This window comes from Pseudomonas sp. SF2 (genome assembly GCF_036858055.1).
Taxonomy (GTDB): domain Bacteria; phylum Pseudomonadota; class Gammaproteobacteria; order Pseudomonadales; family Pseudomonadaceae; genus Aquipseudomonas.
In genome coordinates this window covers 128,599-150,928 of sequence record NZ_JAMBDI010000004.1, presented here as the reverse complement: position 1 = coordinate 150,928, position 22,330 = coordinate 128,599, and the positions used below count along the sequence as shown (strand labels likewise).

Annotated in this window: 14 protein-coding genes and 1 pseudogene; 10 read left to right on the top strand and 5 right to left on the bottom strand. The window is 59.4% G+C overall.

Going from position 1 to position 22,330, the window contains the following annotated elements; genetic code table 11:
* Window positions 1-2: 2 nt before the first annotated feature.
* From M2S36_RS01965 to M2S36_RS01945, 5 genes are read left to right on the top strand one after another with little or no spacing between them, the layout of a single operon-like run.
* Window positions 3-740, top strand: a complete 738-nt coding sequence (locus M2S36_RS01965; RefSeq protein ID WP_233694209.1) for a 3-oxoacyl-ACP reductase family protein — start codon at window positions 3-5, stop codon at window positions 738-740.
* The gene (locus M2S36_RS01960; RefSeq protein WP_233694208.1) at window positions 737-1,501 is read left to right on the top strand and encodes an SDR family NAD(P)-dependent oxidoreductase; all 765 of its coding nucleotides are present in this window, start codon (window positions 737-739) and stop codon (window positions 1,499-1,501) included. The genes M2S36_RS01965 and M2S36_RS01960 overlap by 4 nt, the downstream gene beginning before the upstream one ends.
* Before the next feature lie 2 nt (window positions 1,502-1,503).
* Window positions 1,504-2,787 (top strand): DUF1302 family protein, encoded by a 1,284-nt coding sequence (locus M2S36_RS01955; protein ID WP_333956629.1) that lies wholly within the window; start codon window positions 1,504-1,506, stop codon window positions 2,785-2,787.
* A gap of 50 nt (window positions 2,788-2,837) precedes the next feature.
* On the top strand, window positions 2,838-3,674 hold the full coding sequence (locus tag M2S36_RS01950) for an outer membrane lipoprotein-sorting protein (protein WP_241106620.1): 837 nt from the start codon (window positions 2,838-2,840) through the stop codon (window positions 3,672-3,674).
* Between the two features lie 33 nt (window positions 3,675-3,707).
* Window positions 3,708-6,317: an efflux RND transporter permease subunit gene (locus M2S36_RS01945; protein ID WP_333956628.1), complete on the top strand. Its 2,610-nt coding sequence runs from the start codon at window positions 3,708-3,710 to the stop codon at window positions 6,315-6,317.
* A gap of 69 nt (window positions 6,318-6,386) precedes the next feature.
* Here the strand turns inward: M2S36_RS01945 and M2S36_RS01940 are convergent, their stop codons facing one another.
* Window positions 6,387-6,770, bottom strand: a complete 384-nt coding sequence (locus M2S36_RS01940; RefSeq protein ID WP_207837225.1) for a MerR family transcriptional regulator — start codon at window positions 6,768-6,770, stop codon at window positions 6,387-6,389.
* Between the two features lie 166 nt (window positions 6,771-6,936).
* Window positions 6,937-7,515, bottom strand: coding sequence for an NAD(P)H-dependent oxidoreductase (locus M2S36_RS01935; protein ID WP_207837189.1), 579 nt, complete (start codon window positions 7,513-7,515; stop codon window positions 6,937-6,939).
* Between the two features lie 777 nt (window positions 7,516-8,292).
* On the opposite strand from M2S36_RS01935, the gene M2S36_RS01930 reads away from it, so the two are divergent.
* Window positions 8,293-8,994 (top strand): response regulator, encoded by a 702-nt coding sequence (locus M2S36_RS01930; RefSeq protein WP_233687443.1) that lies wholly within the window; start codon window positions 8,293-8,295, stop codon window positions 8,992-8,994.
* Here the strand turns inward: M2S36_RS01930 and M2S36_RS01925 are convergent.
* Window positions 8,991-10,481 (bottom strand): sensor histidine kinase, encoded by a 1,491-nt coding sequence (locus M2S36_RS01925; protein ID WP_233687442.1) that lies wholly within the window; start codon window positions 10,479-10,481, stop codon window positions 8,991-8,993. The genes M2S36_RS01930 and M2S36_RS01925 overlap by 4 nt on opposite strands.
* A 71-nt stretch (window positions 10,482-10,552) precedes the next feature.
* Between M2S36_RS01925 and M2S36_RS01920 the strand changes: the two genes are divergently transcribed.
* A complete protein-coding gene (locus tag M2S36_RS01920) occupies window positions 10,553-16,498 on the top strand; it encodes a peroxidase family protein (protein WP_333956626.1) in 5,946 nt (1,981 codons plus the stop codon).
* Window positions 16,499-16,518: 20 nt separating this feature from the next.
* On the opposite strand, the pseudogene M2S36_RS01915 reads toward M2S36_RS01920, so the two are convergent.
* Together M2S36_RS01915 and M2S36_RS01910 are read right to left on the bottom strand one after the other, a co-directional pair.
* Window positions 16,519-16,656 (bottom strand): annotated as a pseudogene (locus tag M2S36_RS01915) (integrase); the annotation flags it as partial.
* A 155-nt stretch (window positions 16,657-16,811) separates the two neighbouring features.
* The gene (locus M2S36_RS01910; protein ID WP_233687440.1) at window positions 16,812-17,726 is read right to left on the bottom strand and encodes a LysR family transcriptional regulator; all 915 of its coding nucleotides are present in this window, start codon (window positions 17,724-17,726) and stop codon (window positions 16,812-16,814) included.
* A 206-nt stretch (window positions 17,727-17,932) separates the two neighbouring features.
* Here M2S36_RS01910 and M2S36_RS01905 point away from each other — a divergent pair, with 206 nt between their 5' ends.
* The 3 genes from M2S36_RS01905 to M2S36_RS01895 all read left to right on the top strand — a co-directional run bounded on the left by M2S36_RS01905 (window position 17,933) and on the right by M2S36_RS01895 (window position 22,209).
* On the top strand, window positions 17,933-18,955 hold the full coding sequence (locus M2S36_RS01905) for a zinc-dependent alcohol dehydrogenase family protein (protein WP_063913469.1): 1,023 nt from the start codon (window positions 17,933-17,935) through the stop codon (window positions 18,953-18,955).
* Window positions 18,956-19,468: 513 nt separating this feature from the next.
* A complete protein-coding gene (locus M2S36_RS01900; RefSeq protein ID WP_207837206.1) occupies window positions 19,469-20,854 on the top strand; it encodes a hypothetical protein in 1,386 nt (461 codons plus the stop codon).
* Window positions 20,854-22,209: a GntR family transcriptional regulator gene (locus M2S36_RS01895; protein WP_207837211.1), complete on the top strand. Its 1,356-nt coding sequence runs from the start codon at window positions 20,854-20,856 to the stop codon at window positions 22,207-22,209. The genes M2S36_RS01900 and M2S36_RS01895 overlap by 1 nt, the downstream gene beginning before the upstream one ends.
* Window positions 22,210-22,330 lie beyond the last annotated feature (121 nt).

Sequence of the window (22,330 nt, the reverse complement as noted above, 5' to 3'; positions counted from 1 at the left end):
TCATGACTCAGAAAATAGCTGTCGTGACCGGCGGCAGTCGCGGCATTGGCAAGTCCATCGTGCTGGCCCTGGCCGGCGCAGGTTATCAGGTTGCCTTCAGTTATGTCCGTGACGAGGCGTCAGCCGCTGCCTTGCAGGCGCAGGTCGAAGGGCTCGGCCGGGAGTGCCTGGCCGCGCAGTGTGATGTCAAGGATGCGCAGAGCATTCAGGCGTTTTTCGAACGGGTCGAGCAGCGTTTCGAGCGTGTCGACTTGTTGGTCAACAACGCCGGTATTACCCGTGACGGTTTGCTCGCCACGCAATCGGTGAGCGACATCACCGAGGTCATCCAGACCAACCTGGTCGGCACGTTGTTGTGCTGTCAGCAGGTGCTGCCCTGCATGATGCGCCAGCGCAGCGGATGCATCGTCAACCTAAGTTCCGTGGCCGCGCAAAAGCCCGGCAGGGGCCAGAGCAACTACGCCGCCGCCAAAGGCGGTGTAGAAGCATTGACGCGTGCACTGGCGGTGGAGTTGGCGCCGCGCAACATCCGGGTCAACGCGGTGGCGCCCGGCATCGTCAGCACCGACATGAGCGAAGCCCTGGTCGGCGCCCATGAGCAGGAAATCCAGTCGCGGCTGTTGATCAAACGGTTCGCCCGGCCTGCAGAAATTGCTGACGCGGTGCTGTATCTGGCCGAGCACGGCCTGTACGTCACGGGCGAAGTCTTGTCCGTCAACGGCGGATTGAAAATGCTATGAGCCAGGCACGCACGATTGTGATTACCGGCGCGGCCAATGGTATTGGCCGCGCCGTCGCGGAAAATTTTGCAGCCCAGGCCGAGCACCTTTTGATCTTGCTTGATCGGGATCTGCCAACCTTGCAGAGGTGGGTCACCGAGGGCGAATTTGCCGCTCGCATCGAAACCCATGAAGCGAACATCGCCGATCTCGCCAGCCTGCAACTCCTGTTCAAGGGCCTGGCCAACCGGGTCGGCTTTGTCGATGTGCTGGTCAACAGCGCCGGGGTCTGCGACGAGAACGAACCTGAAGACCTCGACAACTGGCACAAGGTGATTTCGATCAACCTCAACGGCACCTTTTACGTCACCTCGTTGTGCCTGCCACTGATGGCGGATGGTGGGCGGATCGTCAACATGTCGTCGATCCTCGGCCGAGCGGGCAAGGTCCGCAATACCGCTTACTGCGCCTCCAAACACGGCATCATCGGCATGACCAAAGCCTTGGCGCTGGACCTGGCACCACGGCGAATCACCGTCAATGCCATCCTGCCCGCCTGGATCGACACACCGATGCTGCAAGGCGAATTGGCGGCTCAAGCGCGCATCGCCGGGATCACCCACGAGCAAATCCTGCGCAATGCGAAGAAGAAGTTGCCCCTGCGGCGCTTCATTCAGGGTGACGAAGTGGCGGCCATGGTCCGTTATCTGGCGAGCCCGCAGGCGAGTGGCGTCACGGCGCAAAGCCTGATGATCGACGGCGGTGCCGGGTTGGGAATGTAGCCATGGCTCGACTGGGATTGAACCGCGGCCTTTTGGCCGCGCTGGTCAGCCTCGGCTCGCCAGTGGCGATCGCCGAGTGGTTGCCGGGGCATCATGAAGCGGAGATCGGCGTTGCCACGGCCGTGCGTCTGCACGGGGACGACCAGGTCACGCAAAAGGCCGTGTACCTCAAGTTCAGCCTAGAGGATGCCTGGGACAGCGGCTACTACAAGGCCAAGGGCCGAGCCCGCTACGACTTCCGTTATGACGGCAACAACCCCTACAGCGCGCAAGCCCGGGACGATTACCGGGCGACTGCCGATTGGCGGCACCTTTACTGGGGGCTCTATGTCGGTGACGGCGAGCTGACGGTGGGCTGGCAGCAGGTGGTGTGGGGGCGTGCAGATGAATTACGGGTGCTCGATCAGATCAACCCGCTGGATTATCGCGAGGGTGTGATCGGTCTGTTGGAAGACAGCCGCATCGCCGTGCCGATGATTCGCCTGGTGCAGCCGGTCGCCGAGTGGGAGCTGGAAGCGCTGGTGATCACTGATTTTGTGAAGAACCAGGCGCCGGCCGTCGGCAGCGAGTTCGATGCACCGATCTTTGCCACACCCGATCCGCAGATGTTTGTGGTCGATTCGCGGCCCGGTTATGACGGTCACAATGGCTTCGGTTACGGCGCCAGTGCCAACGGCCGGATCGGCACGGTGGATGTCAGCTTCGTGGCCCTCAACGCCCGCCAACAGGACCCGGTTTACGCCGTCGAAGGCCAGACCGACGAGGGCCTGATTCGCCTCGAACGGCAATTCCCGCGCTATTCCATGGGCGGCGCCAGTGTGGCCATCGATGCCGGCCACAGCATCGTGGTACGCAGTGAAGTCGCCTACTTCGACAATTGGCGCGTCACCAACCCTTACCGCGCTTACGGCAGCGACCAGACGGCGATGACCAAGTCGCTGCTGGGCGTCGATTACCTATTGCGGGACTGGCTGATCTCGACGCAGTGGCAGCATCAGCGGCTGCTCGACTGGCAGCCCGGCATGGTCCAGGACAAACGCGACGACCTGTTCACCGTGTCTGCCGAAGGCTCGCAGTTCCAGGATCGCCTCAAGACCCGTCTGGTTTTCGGTATGTCGCCGCCAGCGCAGGACGACAGTTTCGTTCAGGGGATCTTCACCTACAAACCGGTGGACTGGCTCAAGTTGGGGCTCGAAGTCGATGTGTTCTTCGGCAAGCCCGACCGCCAGTTCGGTGCGTACGCCAACCGCGACCAGGTGCGCTTGTCCGCCGGTTATCTGTTCTGACCACACCGGTGCGGTGTGCGAACCACTCAAACAATGAAAAGGAAATCGCGATGTTGCCCATCTTCAAGACCCTGACTGTAAGCGCACTGCTGCTGAGCGCCGCTGCCGCCATGGCAGCTGAAACACGCACGGCCGACGACATCATTCGCCAGGCCCGGGACCGCGATGACGGCAAGAGCTTCATGTCCCAGGTGTCCCTGATCCTGATCGACAAGCAAGGTAACACCCGCATCCGCGAGTTCAGCTACCTGCAAAAGGATTACCCGGACAGCGACAAATTCACCATGTATTTCTCCGCGCCGAGTGATGTGCGTGACGTCGCCTTCCACATCGAAAACCCGCGCGAGGCCCTGGGCCTCGAAGACAGCCAATGGATGTACTTGCCGGTCAGCCGACAGACCCGAAGGATTTCCACCACCGACAAACGCGGGGCGTTCATGGGTAGCGACTACTCCTATGCCGACCTCGACAAGATTCGCGCCGAAGACTATCGCCAAACGCTGGTTGGCGAAGAGCAGTTGCAGGGCCGCGATTGCTACGTGATCGAGCGTGAGCCGGCGACGCCTGCCGTGCTGGCCAAGACCGGCTACAACAAGCTCAAGGTCTGGGTTGACAAGAAGAACTCACTGGTGCTGCGCCAGGACTTCTTCGATGTAAAAGGTGTGATGTTCAAGCAGATGCGCACCCTGAAGACTGAAACCATCGACCAGATCGACAGCATTACCCTCAGCGAAACCGAGGACTTCATCGCCGGTACGCGCTCTCAGCTGCGCTTCAACCAGTTGCAGTACAACGTCGCGCTGGACGACCGCCTGTTCACGCAGACCGCGATCAAGCGCGGGCTGAAAGCCGGCGACTTGCCGGATTACGCCGTGTCTGCCCGCTAAGCGCCGCTCTCGATTCATCTGGAACCCTCATTCATGGAAAGATACTTGAACTTCGTCGAGCGCTATGCGCGGGCAATTGTGTTCGTGCTGGTGGCGATCACCGCCTACTTCACTTACACGCTCGGCGCGCTGATGTCGGACACCAATCCGTATCTGCTCAAGGACACTCACCCGGCGCGCAAGACGATCATTGATTTGCAGCGCGAGTTCACCGGCACGTATGACTCGGTCATGGTGGCGCTGAGCAACCCTGAGAGTGTCTTCAACACCACGTCGCTGAACGCCCAGTTCGAGCTGTCCCAGGCCATACGCCGGTTGATGCTGGCGAACGATGAGGACCGTGTCGAACTGCAGCGCATCGTCGGCCTGCACAGTGACGACCATGATGCCCAGGGCTTGCTGGTGCAGATCCTCGCCGAGGGTTTTTCGCAGAACGATTACGCTGCCGTCAAAGCGCTGCGCGACCATGGGATTGCCCGGCACTGGGACAGCCATGACCTGCAGTTCCTGAGCTTTCTTGCCGAGCGGCTCAACCCGATCCAGGAAATGGCCTCGATGGCTGACCTGGAAAACATCAGCTTGAGTGCCGATGGCGAGTTGTGGATCCACAAGACCCTGCACGCCCTGGATATGGACCCGGTCAAGGTCGAAGCGCAGATCATGGGCAACGAGCAGATGGTCGGTGGCGTCGTCTCGGCGGACAAGAAAGTCGCCATGGTCGTCGCCGAACTGGGCACCAAACAGGACGACGCTCAGGCCCAGTTGCGTGCCTATCACCAGGTCCGCGAGATCATCGCGAAGTACCAGGCGGCTCACCCGGAGTTCACCGATGAGGTGTTCATCGCCGGCATGCCGATCTTCATTGCGGCCCAGCAGGAAATCATCGATCACGACCTGGCGATGCTGTTCCCGATCGTATTCCTGTTGGTGACCTCTCTGCTGGTTTTCTTCTTTCGCAAACCACTTGGCGTGGTGCTGCCGCTGTTCAATATCCTGTTCTGCACCATCTGGACCCTTGGCCTGATGGCGCTGCTGCGTGTGCCGATGGACTTGCTCACCAGTGTCTTGCCGGTGTTCCTGTTCACCATCTGTTGTGCCGACGCGATCCACGTCATGGCCGAGTATTACGAACAGCTCAATTCGGGTAAGTCTTTCCGCGAAGCCAACCGTGAAACCCAGCGCCTGATGGTCACGCCCGTAGTTCTGACAACGGTCACGACTATTGCGACGTTCTTGATTTCAACCACCAACAACATTGTCAGCATCCGCAACTTTGGCGTGTTCATGTCCATCGGCCTGACGGCGGCGCTGATCATCTCGTTGCTACTGATTCCGGCGTGGATTTCGATCTGGGGCAAAGACGCCGTCCCGCGCAAAGTGCAACTCAAAGAGTCGCTGATCTCCCACTATCTGGTGGTGTTCTGTGCCTGGCTGATTCGCTGGCGCAAGCCGGTATTGCTGGTGACCCTGCCGTTGTTGGCGATGATGACGGTGTTCACGTTTAAGGTGGATATCGAAGACTCGGGCATTGCCTACTTCAAGAAGGACAGCCCGGTACGGATGTCCGACGAGTTCATCAACCGGGCTGGAGTCGCGGGTACATCGCCGGGCTGGATCGCTTTCGACACCAAGACTCCGCGTGGCGCGCTGACCACTGAAACCGTGCAGTTCCTCGAACGTCTGGACCAGTTCATCAGGGCCCAGCCGAACGTGAGTTACACCTATTCGGTGGCGACCTACATCAAGCGCATGAACCTCGTGCTCAACGACATGAACCCTGCTTTCCTGCGGGTGCCGCAGGCGGTGGAGCAGGTGACGGTGGTCGATGATGACGGGAAACCGGAGACCTTCGATGTCGACGGCAACTCGCTCATCGAACAACACATCATGATGTTCGAGAACGGTGGCGGCACCGACTTGCAGAACGTGCTCAATGCCGATTACTCGAAGGCGGTGACGCTGTTCACCATGACCTCATCTGTGGCGGGCGATTACCAGGCGATGCTCGATAAACTGGACGCCTGGCTGGCCATCAACAAACCGGCCAACCTGCAAGTCACCCATGCCGGTACGCCGTACATATGGACCGGGGTGTTGCAGGAAATCACCCAGGGTCAGGTGCTGAGCTTCTCGCTGGCGTTGCTGGCCGTGACCTTGATGATGATGTTCTGGCTCAAGTCAGTACGCCTGGGCATCCTCGGCATGCTGACGTTGCTGACCACGTCGGTGACGGTGTACGGCAGCATGTACCTGTTGGATATCGAGTTGAACATCGGTACCACACTGGTGACGTTCCTGGTGGTGGGCGTCGTGGATTACGCCGTTCACCTGCTGTCACGGATCAAGATGCTGGTGCAGAAGGGCATCGAGATCGACGAGGCCATCCTGGCGGCCATGCAGGGCGTCGGGCGCTCGACGGTGGTCAACGTCGTGATTTTCTCGATGGGCTTTGTCGCGCTGCTGTTCTCCGCCTACAAACCCGTCATTGACCTGGGTGTATTGGTGATACTGGCGCTGTCATCCAGCGGCTTCATGACCATTTTGTTGGTCACGCTGATTTCGCCGTGGTTCTTTGCCTCGATTGTGCCGCAGCCAGCAGTGCAAGAGGGCGAGCAGCCGGGGGGTGAGACTGTGCCAGGCTAAATCGCCGGGGCGCCTGCGTGCTGAAAACGGCACGGGGCGCCATGGCCGTTCAGGGGCGGCGGTGCGGATTCAGCGGGCTTTTTCCAGGTGTTCGAACTGGCATTGCATCTGAGCATCCTTGAGGCTCAGCTCAAACTCAACCAAGCCGTCATGCACTTGCTGCAAGGCCTGGATCTGCCCCATCAATTCCTGCTTTTTGTTATCGATGGCCTGCATGGCCAGATCCCAGGGCAGCTCCTGGCCGCGATGATCCTGCAGAATGGCCTGCATTTCCTTGAGCTTGAAACCGAGTTGCTGAGCGCATTTGATGAAGGTCAGCAGCTCTACGCTTTGCTGGCTGTAGACGCGGTACTTGCCTTCGCGTTGCGGGGGGGGCAACAGGCCGATTTCTTCGTAATGTCGAATGCTTTTGACGGTGGTGCCCGACAGCTGGGCGGCTTTGCCGATGTACATGAAAATCCCTTTTTTTGACGCATCAGAAGCGGAAAGATGTCGCGCGCTCGTACAAGCGCGCGACATCTTTGCACAAGCGTCAGGGGGTGGGAAGCCAAGGTGGACAGGGTGTCACGGCAGGGAGGCTCGGTTGGGCAGCGCAGGGGCACGGCCCGACCGGGGCCGATCAGCGGCTGGCGACTGCCTGGACTTGTTTGAGCCAGGCTTCACGCTGTTCCGGCTTGGACCCCAATACCGGACCGAAGGTCAGGGTTTTCAGGGGTTTTATGCCGCAGAACTCCAGGGTGGTCTTGCGTATTTGGTGCAGGCCCGGCATGCGATACACCCACCGGTAGTACCACGGCGGCGTGTCCATGGTCACCAGAAGGTGAGCCGTGCGGCCCTTGAGCAGCTTGTCCGGGAAGGGCGAGCCCTTGCGGTACTTGAAGGCAAAACCGGGCAGAAACACGCGATCGAAGAACCCCTTGAGCAACGCCGGAATGCCGCCCCACCAGATCGGGTACACCAATGTCAGGTGTTCGGCCCAGGTAATGTCGTTCTGTGCGTCGATCAAATCGGGCTCAAGCAACTGGATCTGGTTATAGCCATCGTGCAAGACCGGATCGAAGTCCAGGGTGTCCAGGCGCAGCAGGCGCACCTCATGGCCTGCTTGCGTGGCGGCCTCGACATAACGTTCGGACACAGCGCCGCAAAAGCTGTCGTTCGAAGGGTGGCCGAGGATTACGAGCATGCGTTTGCTCTTCATGACGAACTCCAGATAATGAAGTGCCAAGGGTAAAGTCTGCCCCTAACGGTAGAGTCAAGCCTTGCCGGTTAGCGGTAGAGACAAACAGCCCAGCAGCGCTCGGGTGTAACCCGGCAAACCGTCATAAGCGTGGCTGAGGGTATCGCTGAGCGTCAGGGTGTCGAGCCCTGTCAAGGCATGATCGACCGGCATCACCAACACTTTCCCTAAAGACTGTCAGCGTCGCCGAAGAACATTTGTACAGGGCTGTATCCATTAGGGAATGCATTCACGATCGGCTGCTGTCGACCGATAGCGGACAAGATCAAAGCAGGTCTTAAAGTCATCGAGACGGCGCACGTGCGTGACGAGAAAGGCGCTCCTGATTCGATAGATACACGGCTGACTGAAACTGAGCATCAGATCCAGGGAACCGTGGGTAAGCCGCGCGCAGCCACGCTCAAAACCGGTGGGCGATGGCTCACTCAAGTCCAGGCTCGGCTCGATGGTATCGATCTCACAAAAGCGACCGTTGGTCGGATAAGGTTGGATCCGGGCTTTATGCGGCTGCATTTTTTTGACGCTTTCATAGTGCTTTAAAAACAACGGGTTGTGGTGTAGTTGTTCATATTTCTTGTAAAGGTGATTGTTCGTTGACGATCGGCTTGTGTCAGGCCTGAGCCTGATTTTCGAACGCCTGGAGCCTGGAGTACACGATGGATGACCGCTGTCATCCCGGCTTTTCTGCTATTAATGAATGACTCTTCGTTCGAGTGCTAGTCCTATCGGGAGCGCGTCATGAATCCGTTCATTCGTATCGGCATTGTCGACGACCATCCGTTGTTGCGTGAGGGCGTTGCCAACATACTGAGACGACGGGCGGATCTTCAGGTCATGGAACAGGGCGCCAGTGCGCAAGATGCCAAGGATATCGCCCAGAGGGTGCGTCCGGATGTGATGCTGATGGACGTCAATATGCCGGGTGATGTTTTCGCTGCGGTGCGGTTCATTTCCACTGAACTGTCGGATGTGAGGGTCCTGATGCTGACGGTTTCAGAATCCGAAAATGACGCCTTTTTGGCGCTGGAGGCCGGCGCGTTCGGGTATGTGTTGAAAGGTGTCAGCGGACCGGAACTGGTCACGGCTATCAGGTTAGTTGCCAAGGGGCAAACGTATATCACCCCCGATTTTGTCAACAAACTGCTGAGTAATTTCAAGAAACATGAAGCGGAGAATCACGCGTTTGATCTGACCCAGCGCGAAGAGCAAGTTATTTATGAAGTTTCAAAGGGGTTGACTAATAGGGAGGTTGCGTCAAAGCTGTTTATTAGCGAAAAAACAGTCAAGCACTATATGAGTTGTGTGATGCAGAAGCTGCACGTACGAAATCGTGTCGAAGCGGTCACGGCCCTACGGTATTACAGGGAACGCGAAGCTCTCGGGCGATTTCACATCGGCGCAGGGAAAACACCAATGTATGCCCGGAACCGCTCTGACTAAAGTTTGAACTGTGCATTGACCGACGTTCCTGATGTACTAGAGTCGATACTGAACAACCCGCCCAGAGATTCAACGCGATAACGCAAACCGGCGAGCCCCAATCTGGTTCTGCCGGATATATCGAGTTGCATGGCGTCCGCCGCCATACCCGGACCACTATCCCTGACGCTGATATTTAATACCTGATCAATGTATTGCGCTTGGATGACCTGACCCTCGCCGTTGGCATGACGGTAAGCGTTGTTGAGGGCTTCTTGCACAAAACGGTACAAACAGAGTTTGAGCGGCAGCGGCGTGGCGTCAGGTAGCGGCCCTAGGGCTAAGTTGACCTTGGTGCCGGTACGTTGCTCGTGCCGTTGCGCCACCAGTTGCAAGTCTTCCACCAAGTTCAAATCGTTAATTTCCGGAAGTGCCAGACCTCGTGATAAGTCGCGGATCTCCCGCAGTGCGTCGGTGGCGGCACCACGAATGGTTTCGAACGCCTCCTGATCGACATCCGAGCAGTTTTCGGTCAACTCGTCGAGCCAGATTAGAATCAATGTCAATAACTGCGCCGGCCCGTCGTGCAGGTCTGCACCAATCCGCCTCAAGTTGAGTTCGTTGACTCGAGAAAACTCCTGGGTCGCCGTCGCCATCTTGAGCTGGAGTTCGGCATTGCTGATGTGTAAGCGGGTTTGCTCCTGCAGCCGCAAGTGCAGCGCCACTTGTTGCTGCTGAATAATCTTGTCACCGCGTCGCACGATGAAGAAAAGCAGCGCCAGCATTGCCAACGTCGCGGCGCCCACGACCCCCCATACCTGCTGTCGGACGCGATTGATCTCGAGCTCCAGAGTATCGGCCTTTTCATAAAATTCGCCCACAGCGATGATTTTCCTGGAGCTTAAATCCCGCAGGGGCGCGTAGATCTCGTAGAGCGGAACGTTTAGATTGCGCTCGAACTCGTTCTCATTCTGGCTCAGCTCTTCAAGGGCAGTGACCACTTTGCCCTTAAGCGCCTCGGTGATCTCGTCTATTGGGAATTTGTGGTTGGTGATGGCTTTATTCGTGCTGTAGACCACCGTGCCATCCGCTCGCCAGATCTTGATCGAGACAATGTGTTGATTTAACGCACGATTTTCCATGAGGCGGTCCAGGGACTGGACACTTGCAGTCGAAAGGCTGTTGTCCCGGATCATCTCCTGCACATAGGGTTCCAGAAACGCTTCCATGTAGTGGGCGCCTGCTTCTGCCGCGCTTTGTACTGCGGCACTTTCTATTCGTTCGCTTACCAGCTTGCCGACGGAGAACATGGTCAGTCCCAGGATCACCGCAGCGGCAATGACAAACTGGGTCGAGTGACTTAGTTTGCGCGCTCGGCCCCTGATCCGGGTGCGCCAGATTCCATTGCGAACCTCCTCGCAAACAGGAGGGGCTGGTTCGACCAAAGGCTGAGCTTCATCTGCGATAGAAGTCTCATTTTTTGATTCGACCTTTGCATCTTTTGCCATCGGCTTGGTTCCCTGATCATCGTGATAAGTCGTTTGAAAAACCCAGCAACTCAGGATATCTGGAGACTGACATGTATGGGCTAAAGCGCTTCACTCTTAATCAAAACGATATTTCGTTTCTTGACCAGCAGGTTACGTTTCCGACCATTCATGTCGTCGGTTATAACGCCGCCGGCTTTCCTCTTTACGGCTACAGTGGTTCGGACGGCAAGGTCCATGTGCTCGGTATACTCGGCAGCTTCAATCCCCTGGATATTCCGGTCGGCGAATCCCGCTGGTACAACGGCGCACGGGACCCGATCGGCTTGCGCGACGTCTCCGGTCACTTCAATAACCTGACCCAGGACGGACAGAGCTGGGGCAGTTTTGGTCAGAACTTCATTCGCCTGACCCATTCGGACTACACGCATTACGTTCATCAGAACCTGGATAACGCCGCATTGGCCGGACCGGGCATTCCCGCCGGTGTCACGCCCATAGCTGACAGTAGCTCACTGTATAGCGATCCAACAGCTTCACTAGTGGACTACACCCCCCGGATGATCAGCCAGACCATCGTCAGTGGCGGGGTAACTTTTGCTACCGATGCCAACGGGTACATCCAGCATACCGACACGGGCGTAGCGATCGTTACTGATCCGGGGATTCTGGGCACCATTGGCGAGGTGGATAGCACCTCACCGGATTCCGGGCAGTACTACATTCGCAACCAGAACACCGTCAGCGGTGACCCGTCGACAACCGGCTGGTTCACCTTGTTCGGGCAGTTTTTCGACCATGGGCTGGATTTCATCAACAAACCCAATCAGAACGCGACGATCACTATTCCTCTGGCGCCGGATGATCCGCTGTACGGCTCCATCGGCCCGGACGGGCAGCCGGTTTACTCGATCAAAGTGCATCGGGCTTCGGTCAGCGAAGTGGACGGTCAAGGCCAGGCGCAATACGTCAACCTTGACTCGCCCTACATCGATCAGAATCAGACTTACGGCTCCAATGAGGCTGTGACTCAATTGCTGCGTCAATGGGTGGCGGACCCCAATCACCCCGGCCAGTTCATCGCGGGTGCGGCGCTGTTTGACGGCACAACCTTAAGCGACGAAGCCTCCTGGACCCTCAACGGTGTGCTGACCCATCAGACGTTGCCGACCCTGAGCGAATTGCGCGCTCATGTGCTGGCCACCGGTCGCGACGATCTGACCTGGGACGATATCGTGAACTTCCGCGTGCGGGATGCCAACGGCCATGTACTGGATGCCGATCCTGGGACCGCCGGCGTACAAGCGGTTTACACCCGCGAGGCGATCCTGCTGGACATGAACCCGCACTTTGATGATATGCATATCGATCAAGCGAAACTGATGTCGCTGGATGCGCACATCACCAGCATCACGTTCGACACGAACAACCCTTATGGGATGGTCATCAATTATGACAATTCGGGTCCGAAAAACTTGTTCAGCTTTGTCAACTTTTCCGACTTCTCCATCAGCGCGGTTCCCGGCAGTGCCGATTTTGCGGTGGCCAACGAGTTGCTGCTGCAGTCGGTGGGTGATCACTACATTGCCGGTGATGGTCGGGTGAACGAAAACTTCGGCCTCACCGCCATTCACCACATATTCCATGAAGACCACAACGTGCAGCTAATCAACCTGCAGAACGAGGTGCTGGGGCAGACAGACGTCAATGTGCGGCATAACTGGCAGGTCCAGGTGAGCAACGGTAGCGGCGGTTTTTACACTGATGCCAACGGTAATTTCACTCTGCCCGATGGCGTCACCGTGTCCTGGGATCAGGACAAACTGTTCTATGCCACCAAGTTGACCGTGGAAATGGAATACCAGCACGTTGCGATCGACCAATACGCGCGTTTGATCACCCCGGATTTGCCAGAGTTTGTGACCTATGACTCGGGCATTAACGCCAATATTTCTCTGGAGTATGGCCAAGCCGCGTTTCGTTTCGGCCACTCGCAACTACGCGAAACCATCGATGCTCTGGAAAAAAATGCCAGTGGTGGCTACGACCTGACCGGTGCAATCACTCACTACGCGCTAGAGCAGGCTTTTCTCAACCCCGGCGGTTTTGCCGAGGTGGGGCCGACAGCTATTGCTCTGGGCATGACCCGGCAGATCAGCAACGAAATCGACGAATTCGTGACCCCGGCCCTGCAACAAGGCTTGCTCGGTCAACCGCTGGACCTCGCGACCATCAACCTGGCTCGTGGTCGCGACTTGGGTCTGCCTACCCTGAACCAGGCGCGTCAGCAGATTCACGATGCACTCGTCGAGGAGAGGGCGTCGCCGGCAGGCGCGCAGCATCACACGAACCTGATCGTGGATGGCTTGACGCCCTATACCAGTTGGAGTGACTTCGCCAACAACATGATTCACCCCGAGTCACTGGTGAATTTCATCGCCGCCTATTCATTTGATGGTGATGTGGCCCATGCCCAAGCCATCATCGATGCCGATACCTCAGGTGTTACCACCAACTATGCCGGCGGCAGCGTCACGGCTGAAGAGGCGGCCTATTTCCTTTCCGGTGCGGCAGATGCCAACGGCAATCATGTGGCCGGTTACGACGGCTACAACGCGATTGATCTGTGGATCGGTGGCCTCGCGGAGAAACATGTCTACACCGGGCAACTGGGCACCACCTTCAACGCTATCTTCGAGGATCAGATGGAACGGTTGATGGATGGCGACCGTTTCTATTATCTGTTCCGCCTTGATCTCGGCTTGCCGGCGATGACCAACCTCAACGAACAGGTAGTGACCGAGCAATTCAAGGACATCATTGAACGCACCACCGATGCCCGGCACCTGGCCGGTGATGTATTCGGTTACGCCGACAGCTACATCGAACTGAGCAACACCGACTCCGGCGCAAGTGCGACGGCGTACAAGGGCGAGCACAAATATGGCACGCTGATCGAGGCGAACCATGTCGGCGTTTACTCAAGCGGTGGCGCGGGCGGAATTGGCGGTAACGGCTTGCTGGTCAGCCTGACCAGCCCGGAAACGCATACCGCTCAAACCTATATCCGTGACTACCGTCCGGACCAGGGCCAGAACCCTGATGGCACAGCGGCAGTGGGCTACAACTCGCACGAAGTATTGTCTGGCACTGACTACAACGACTGGCTCGACGCTGGCGATGGCGACGATACGATCTATGGCGAAGGTGGCGATGACATCCTTGATGGCAAGGCCGGTGCCGACCATATCTATGGCGGTGACGGCAACGATGTGATCTACGGCGGTGATATCGAAGACTTCCTCGATGGTGGGGAAGGGGACGACACCATCTATGCCGGGACCAGCGCAGGTGCCCTCGATGTGGTGATTGGCGGTAATGGCAACGATCACCTCTACGGTGAAGCCGGGATCGACGAGTTGTACGGTGGCGCTGGCAATGACTACATCGATGCCGGCGGCGACACTGATCTTGTGCATGGCGGTGACGGTAACGACGAGATCTACGGTGGCGACGGCCCGGACATTCTGTTCGGTGAGGACGGCGATGACATCATTTCCGGCGGTTCCACTGGCGACCAGGAGTTCGGCGGTGTCGGTGACGACATTCTGCTGCCTGGTCTGGGTGGCGCTCCGGGTCAAGGTGACGGCGATGAGGCCCTCGGTGACGTGGGCTTCGACATCGCGGCCTTTAGCGATGTGAACATTGCCCTGGATGCGGCGGCAGACCTTAACAATCAGAATATCGTGGCGGCGCCGGGCACCGCTGTGCTGTTCCAGCCGTTCAACGCCTTGCTGACAGACATTGAGGGTTTGATCGGTTCACGCTTCAGCGATAGTCGTGCAAGCACGACGACTCCGGCCAACCCTCAGGCGGGGCTGATCGGTAATGCCACGGAAAACTGGTTGATAGGCGGCAGCGGCGACGATGTTTCTCAAGGTAATGGCGGAAATGACGTAATCGTCGGCGATTCGATCAAACTCGCCGATCTGAATCACTTGCTCGCCAGTCAGGGGTTCGCTCAGCACTTTACTGGACTGCAAGCGGCCCGTCTGGACTTCATTTTGGGTGATAACCACGCAGCCCCAGGCACGGCCGATGGCGCAGCCGATGAAGCGCTGTACAGTGGCAATTTTGCCGACTACAGCATTACCAAGTTCACCGACATTCGGCTGGGTGGCGAGTTGATCACGGCGTTCAAAGTGGTGGATTTGCGGGTCGGCGCGGCGAATGTCGATGGCACTGATATCGTGACTGGCATTGAAAAACTGCGCTTCGCCGACCGCACAGTCAACCTGAACATCACCAACAGTCTGCCAACCGGCAATGCGTTGCTGTCGGGGTTTGCCACTGCGCCGACCACACCTAGCCGTCCGGTGCCGGCTCAATACCGGCTGACCGCCATTACCTCAACCATACAGGACGCTGACGGCTTGCCTGGGCCAAGTGGGTTCACCTTCCAATGGCAAGCACTGGTGGGCGCGGCCTGGATCAGTATTGCCGGGGCGAATGCTTCGACCTTTGCGCCCACCTCGGCGCAGTTCGGCCAGCAGCTACGGGTCATCACCACTTACACCGACAACAACGGCACAGTGGAACAACTGACGTCCGACCCTTCGGAAGCGGTAGGGCGCTTCATCGAAGGCACCAACTTCTTCGGCAACACGCTCAATGGCACCAACTATCAGGACATCTTGATGGGTTACTCGGGTAATGACGTCCTCAACGGCGGACTGGGTTCCGACTTACTGGACGGCGGTAGCGGTAACGACACGATGCTGGGTAACGCCGGCAACGACACTTACAGGGTGGATGCCAATGGCGATGCGGTTCAGGAAAACCTGAACGAAGGCACCGACACGGTCTTGTCGTCGGTCAGCTACACCCTGGGTGCCAACGTCGAGAACCTGAGCTTGCAGGGGGCGAACAACATAAACGGCGCAGGTAACGGGCTGGACAACGTCATCCATGGCAATAGCGGTAACAACCAGCTTAGCGGTGTGGCCGGCAACGACACCGTCTTTGGTGAGGCAGGCAACGATACGCTGCTGGCATCGCTGAATGACGGCAACGACCACTATGACGGCGGTACGGGCACCGATACCTATGACTTATCGGCCACATCGGCGTCGGCCACGGTCGATTTGCTTGTTGGCACGTCAACCAGCACCCAAACCGGCAATGACTCCCTGACCGACATCGAGAACGTCACCGGCAGTTCTGGCGTCGATCACATCCAGGGCGACAGCGTTAGCAACCTTTTGCAAGGCCAGGGCGGCAACGACTGGATCGACGGTGGCAGCGGAGACGACATCCTGGTCGGTGGGCAAGGTCTGGACAGCCTGTTTGGTGGTCTTGGTAATGATACCTTCCGGGCGTCGGTCAATGACGGCAATGACAGCTACGAGGGTGGTGGCGACACTGATACCTACGACCTGTCGGGGACCTTGGCCAACGCCACGGTCAACCTGTCTACTGGCCTGGCGAGCAGTTCGCAAACCGGTAATGACACCTTGAGCGGCATCGAGAATGTTCTCGGCAGCAACGGTACCAACAGCTTGACCGGCGATAGCGCCAACAATGCCCTGACCGGGCAAGGCGGCATCGACACCCTCATTGGTGGAGGCGGCGCTGACACACTGACCGGCAACGGCAACCGCGACATTTTGACCGGTGGGGCGGGGGCGGACATCTTTATGTTCAGCGCAATGAACGACTCCGGCACTTCGACCGCTAGCCGCGATGTGATCACCGACTTTGCGCAGGGAGCTGACCACATCGATCTGACCCTGATCGATGCCCGCACTTCCGGCGCAGGTTCCGCCGGTAATCAGGACTTTGCCTTCCTTGGCGAGTGGAATGGCGTCGGCACTGAGTTCAGTAACCAAGCGCAATTGAAGTACCACTTCGCCAATGTCGGTGGGGTTGAACACACGTATGTGGAGGGCAATGTCAACAGCGGTAATGGCGCAGATTTCCAGATTGATCTGGTCGGGCATGTCGCCCTGACAGCGAGCGATTTCGTCGGCGTGGTGTAAGGCTTTCAACCAAAAACGGCGCCCTCCTTGAGCCAGGTCTGGACCTGCAAGTACACGCCGGGGACTTCGCCATCGGCGTACTTGCCGGGGGCGGTCACGCTGCGCAGGAAGGCATCGCTGAGTTTTTGCCGGAACGCCGGTGCGGGATGGGTCGGCAAAATCTGGGGGGTATCGTTTTTCAGGAAATGAAAAGTACCCCAAACGATACCCCCAGTTACGTTGGAAATGAGTGGAATACGACGGATGGCAACGGACAGAAAATTCGCCTATCTATCTGTATTTGCAGAGGTTATTGGAATTCAGTAGAGCACGCTCACAGGCTATCGGGGTCGCCGAAGAACATCTGTATCCGCGACCGCAACCACCGCTCCGCCGGGTCATTGTCTTGCGCCCCGCGCCAGGCCATGTGCAGCTCGAAACTGCGCACATCCAACGGCAGATCCTCGGCCCGCAACCCACCCGCCGCGGTCAGCGCATCCGCCGTGTAGTCCGGCACCGTAGCGACAATATCGGTGCCCGCCAGCAAGCTCCCCAGCCCGTTGAACTGCGGCACGGCCAGCACCACATGGCGCTTGCGGCCAATCTCCTCCAGGGCCTCGTCGATGAACCCCGACAGGTCCCCGGCAAACGACACCAGCGCATGCGGGCGCGCGCAGAAGTCGTCCAGGGTGATGGTGCCGGGCACGCTGTCGGCTCGCAGCAGTTTCGGCATGCTGCGGCGCAGCACCTTGCGCTTGGCGTTGGCTGGCAGTTCGCTGGTGTAACTGACCCCCACCGAGATCTCGCCCGAGGCCAGCAGCGTCGGCATCAGCAGGTAATTGACCCGACGTACCACCAGCACGATACCTGGCGCTTCGGCGCGGATGCGCTTGAGCAACTGCGGCAGCAGGGCAAATTCGGCGTCGTCCGACAGGCCGATGCGGAACACAGCATTGCTGGTGGCCGGGTCGAATTCGGCAGCGCGGCTGACCGCAGTGGAAATCGAGTCCAGCGCCGGGGACAGCAGGGAGAATATTTCGTGGGCCCGGGCCGACGGCTCCATGCTGCGGCCGGTGCGCACGAACAGTGGGTCGTCGAACAGGTTGCGCAGGCGCGACAGGGCCGCGCTGATGGCGGGCTGGCCGAGGAACAGTTTTTCCGCGGCACGGGTCACGCTGCGCTCGTGCATCAGCGTTTCGAACACGATCAGCAGGTTGAGGTCTACGCGACGCAGGTCGTTTCGATTCATCGGTGCGCTTCGCCTAAAGTGGGGCAGAGGTGAATCTTAAGGCCAAAGGCTGGTACCCTGCACGGGTTTAGGGGGACCAATCGCAGGGAAAGTCAGGTGCCCAATCGATGACAAGCATGTCGACTATTAATGACCACTGATGGTCTATCCGGCAAAGCCCGGATAGAGTTCGTGGTAATTAGAGGTTCACAATGGCGAGGTATGCGATGTCCCGCATGATCCGTTTCCACAAGTTCGGCGCTGCCGATGTGCTCCGTTGCGAGGAGCAGCCCGAACAGTCACCCGCTGCCGGCGAGGTACAGATCCGCGTCGAGGCGGTTGGCGTCAGCTGGTATGACGTGCTCTGGCGCCAGAACCTGGCACCATCCCAGGCACGCCTGCCGGCGGGGATCGGCCACGAGATGGCCGGGGTGGTGACCGCGGTTGGCGAAGGGGTCGAGGATATTGCCGTGGGCGACCGGGTTGCCAGCTTCCCGGCCACCAGTGCCAACGACCACCCCGTGTATGGCGATGTCATCGTGCTGCCGCGTACGGCCATTACCCGTTATCCGGATGTACTTACCCCGATCGAGGCCAGCGTGCACTACACGCCGCTGCTGATCGCCTATTTCGCCTACGTCGACCTGGCCCGGGCCAAGGCCGGGCAGACCGCGCTGGTCACCGACGCCAGCCACTGCGCGGGCCCTGCCTTCGTGCAACTGGGCAAGGCCCTGGGGCTGAAGGTGTTCGCCGCCACCAAGGAGGCGGAACAGCGTGAGTACCTGCTGGGCCTGGGCGCCGACAAGGTGATTGTCACCGAAGAACAGGACCTGCTGCTGCAGATTGGCAAGTACACCGATGGCCGTGGCGTGGACATGGTCCTCGATGGCATGGGCGGGCCGCAGATGTCGCTGCTGGGCGATGTGCTGGCACCGCGTGGCAGCCTGGTGCTGTATGGCCTGCAAGGCGGCAATCAGACGCCGTTCCCGGCCTGCGCGGCATTCCAGAAGAACATCCAGTTCCATGTGCATTGCATTGGCAACTTCACCGGCAAGCCGGAACTGGGCATCAGCCAGGACCAGGTGGCACTACAGCGCGCCCTGCGCGATATCAACCAGTTCACCGCCGACCAGTTGCTGACACCGCAGATCATCAAGGTGTACCCGTTCGAGCAGGTAGTAGAAGCGCATCGCTACATGGACCAATGCCCGTGTGGCGGGCGTGTGGTGCTGGACATGGCGCAACACTGACGGCTGTTTGCATTATCAGGAAACCCGGGCAGAGTCCCGGGTTTTTTGTGCCCGGTACATAAGGTTGATGCTCAAAAGAAGAATGTTCCTACAATAAAGAGCGAAGCGGACTACATTTGGCGCGATTATTCAGTGGCTCGTGGAAATATTCCGCCAAGTTTTTTGGCTTGAACTGTTTTTGCCTGGCGGTCAATGTGTTTTCTCACTTCGGCTGAATGGTTTTTTTACCTTGATCTGTATCTTCTATTCGCCTTGCATCCCTCGATAATGGCTCAATGATAGTTTGCGCAAGGAGCGTGGAATGAGCATGGCTATGCCCGAGCCAGGGCGTTACATGGCAGCGGCGGGGCGTCGCAGCGACGCGTTTTTCTCGATGGCATGGCGACAGTGACTGGTTACGTCATTACTACCTTTTAGTTGTAGGGAATTTCTTCTGGCCAAGTTCAGGGCATGTTGACGTTCAGGTCTTCTGTTCAATGTGCGCTGGCTGCATGAAGTTGATGAGGTGATTACGTGACTGCTATTCACGACCAGGCAATGCATTATATCTACCAGCAAGTGCTCGAGCGCTTGCTCAGTCACATGTCACAAGCGCAGCGGGCTTCCTTGCAGTTGCTGATACAACGGTTGCTGGTTGCTGCAGGCGGGCCCGAGTACATCGGCACCTTCCGCTTGCTGGTGCTGCAAGGCAACGATCGCCGCAGCGCCCGGCTGCTGGCCATGCTGCGTGCCGCGCAACTGAGTATCGCCCTGCGTGCGCCGGTAACCTTCCAGCTGCGGGTGCTGGTGGTCAGCCTGCCGGTGGCTGGCAGCGCCACGCTCGAAGGCCATGAGCGCAGCTTCAGTGCGCTGTTCATGCAGGATGACCCGCGGGTGCAGCTGCAGATGATCGAGGGACGTGAAGTGGTGCCGTTCAGCCGGCACCCCGCTGCCGCGCCCGAACGCTGGCTGTTGGCGAGGGACGCCATGTTGATGTTCGGTCACCTGGTCGATGCCAGTCCCGAAGCACTGCTAGGTAGCCGGCTACACCTGGAACTGGCGGGTGCCGTGGGGTTTGCGTTGCAGGCACAGGCAGCCGCGGATGTATTGATCACCGCCATCCCCGCGCACCAGCGTCGCCGCTACCTGGCCTGGGCCCGGCGCAGCCTGCGCCTGGCTGGGGAGCGTGGTCCGCATGGGGTGCATCAATGCCTGGCGGCGCTGGCCCATGGGCTGAGTCGGCTGAACGGCAGCATCGGGGTACCGCTGGGCGCCCTGACGGCGTCGGCATCGGGGGCTGTGCAGCGGGATACGCCGGTGCGGGTAATTGCCATTGATGACCTGTTGCCGCCGTTGCTCGAAGCGCAGCAACTCGACCTCATGCTCGGTGGTTGCTTCGAGGCTGCCGAGGATGCCTGGTCATTGACTGCCTTCGTCGATCCGTTGGCGCCGGCTCAGTTGCACGAACTGCGCGCACGCAGTCTCGAGCCGCAGGCCAGTCGCCCGGCATTGCGGCTGGCTGGCCAGCCGGAAGGCATCAAGCGGCGTGATGTGAATCAGCTGCAGCTCGGCAAGGCCTACGGTATCAACCAGATCCAACAGGTATGCCTGCTGTTCAGCCCGTTCGCCAGGCAGGGGAAAAACCTCGAGCGTTTTCTGCAATGTCGGCATGCCGACATGCTGGTGGCGTTGCCTTACCTGCATCGGGCGTTGCAGGGTAAACCCTGCCCTGATGCGGTGAAAAACTGGCTGGTAAACACCAGTGGCCTGCCGCTGGGGCAACTGCGGGTGATCTATGACGGGCGCCTGCCGCTGGCCGCCTGGCGCCTGATGAGCCACCTGGCCCGTCGCGATGTACAACTGCGGTTGCTGCCACGGCAGGCCTCGGGGCGGCGGCGTGGTCATGCGGGGCTGCCTTGATGGAGCAATCGGCCCGCGGCGAGTTTGCCTACCGCAAGGTCTATCGCTACCTGGAGGCCTTGATCGGCCAGGCGCAAGGCAGTGGCCCATGCCGTTTACCGTCGCTGCGGGCATTGTCCCGGCGGCTGAGGGTGTCACTGGCCACCGTGCAGAGTGCCTACGGCCTTTTGGAGGAGGAGGGCCGCGTGCAGTGCCTGCCGAGGTCGGGCTACTACGTACAGGGTGCTGGCAAGGGGGACGCTGCGGCCATGCCCCGGCAGCCACCCTTGCCGGCACAGTCGATGCTGGAGCGGGCCCTGTTCACCCACGAGCGGCGCCTGGCACGTCAGCGCATGCACAGTGTTGCCCCTTGGGAAGCGCCCGGCAACGCCCGCCTGCGCAATGCCGTTGCCGAGCGCTATACCCGCTCCTCCAGCCAGTACTGGTCTGCCGAGGACGTTCAGCTGGCCCCTGATGTGCAGGCGTTACTGGAGACGGTGCTGGCGGCGTTGGCCCTGCAAGGGGGGACCGTGCTGGTGCACTCGCCCTGTTGTTGGCAGGTGTTGCGCGCTTTGGCACGTGCCGGCATGCGTGTGCTGGAGGTGCCACTGGATACCCGCGGCAACCCGGATCTGCGCGCCCTGGCCCGGCTGCTGGGGAGCGAGCCGGTACGCATGCTGGTCATGCCGTCGTGCCTTGGCATGCCGCAGGGGCGGCTGTTTTCAGCGCACTACCAGCAGCAGCTTGGCCAGTTGCTCGGCCAGCACCCTGTATGGTTGCTGGAAAACGACCTGGACAGTGAGCACTGTTACAGCGGGCCGCCGAATACGCGCCTGCGCGATTGGGTCGACCCCCGCTGGCTATTGGTGATGGGGGCGTTCGATGCCGCGGTGGGGGGCGAGGCGCCCTATGCCTACCTGCTGGGCCATGATGCCGTGCTGGCCAGGGCGTTCGCTGAACGTGCATTCCGGCTTGCACCGCTGCGCCTGCAAGCGCTGGCGCACATGCTGGGTAAAGGTGAGATCGAGGCGCAACTGGTGAGGTTGCGCACGGACCTGCATAAGCGCATGCAATGCCTGGCGCATGCGCTGCAGCAGCAGTTCGGCCAGCGGGTGGCGTTGGAAATGCCGGAGGGTGGGTGGACACTGTGGGTGCGCTTTCGCCAGCCGTTGTCGTGGGAGGGTATTGCTGAAGCGCTGGCTGGTTCGGCACTGCACGCACTGCCGGGCGAGCAGTTCAGCCTGCAGGGGCGCTACCAGCAGTACCTGGCGTTGGCGTGGCTGGGTGATCACCCGGAGGAACTGCAACAGGCTGTCGAGCGCCTGGCCCAGTCGCTGGAACTGCGCTGCGGCCGGCCCGCCGGGGTTGCACCTTGAGCTGCCGGGGTCGCGTTGCAACCCGTTGCTCCCACAAGGTCCCTGCCAATGCAACGAGTCAGGCGTTGACCTTGTGGGAAATTGCCCAGCCCTTTGGGCGGCGCTGTCGCACAGATAACTG

Bases quoted from the DNA above. Each gene is read 5' to 3' on its own strand.
- M2S36_RS01965 (WP_233694209.1), top strand. From the start codon at position 3: ATGACTCAGAAAATAGCTGTCGTGACCGGCGGCAGTCGCGGCATTGGC.
- M2S36_RS01960 (WP_233694208.1), top strand. From the start codon at position 737: ATGAGCCAGGCACGCACGATTGTGATTACCGGCGCGGCCAATGGTATT.
- M2S36_RS01955 (WP_333956629.1), top strand. From the start codon at position 1,504: ATGGCTCGACTGGGATTGAACCGCGGCCTTTTGGCCGCGCTGGTCAGC.
- M2S36_RS01950 (WP_241106620.1), top strand. From the start codon at position 2,838: ATGTTGCCCATCTTCAAGACCCTGACTGTAAGCGCACTGCTGCTGAGC.
- M2S36_RS01945 (WP_333956628.1), top strand. From the start codon at position 3,708: ATGGAAAGATACTTGAACTTCGTCGAGCGCTATGCGCGGGCAATTGTG.
- M2S36_RS01940 (WP_207837225.1), bottom strand. From the start codon at position 6,770: ATGTACATCGGCAAAGCCGCCCAGCTGTCGGGCACCACCGTCAAAAGC.
- M2S36_RS01935 (WP_207837189.1), bottom strand. From the start codon at position 7,515: ATGAAGAGCAAACGCATGCTCGTAATCCTCGGCCACCCTTCGAACGAC.
- M2S36_RS01930 (WP_233687443.1), top strand. From the start codon at position 8,293: ATGAATCCGTTCATTCGTATCGGCATTGTCGACGACCATCCGTTGTTG.
- M2S36_RS01925 (WP_233687442.1), bottom strand. From the start codon at position 10,481: ATGGCAAAAGATGCAAAGGTCGAATCAAAAAATGAGACTTCTATCGCA.
- M2S36_RS01920 (WP_333956626.1), top strand. From the start codon at position 10,553: ATGTATGGGCTAAAGCGCTTCACTCTTAATCAAAACGATATTTCGTTT.
- M2S36_RS01910 (WP_233687440.1), bottom strand. From the start codon at position 17,726: ATGAATCGAAACGACCTGCGTCGCGTAGACCTCAACCTGCTGATCGTG.
- M2S36_RS01905 (WP_063913469.1), top strand. From the start codon at position 17,933: ATGTCCCGCATGATCCGTTTCCACAAGTTCGGCGCTGCCGATGTGCTC.
- M2S36_RS01895 (WP_207837211.1), top strand. From the start codon at position 20,854: ATGGAGCAATCGGCCCGCGGCGAGTTTGCCTACCGCAAGGTCTATCGC.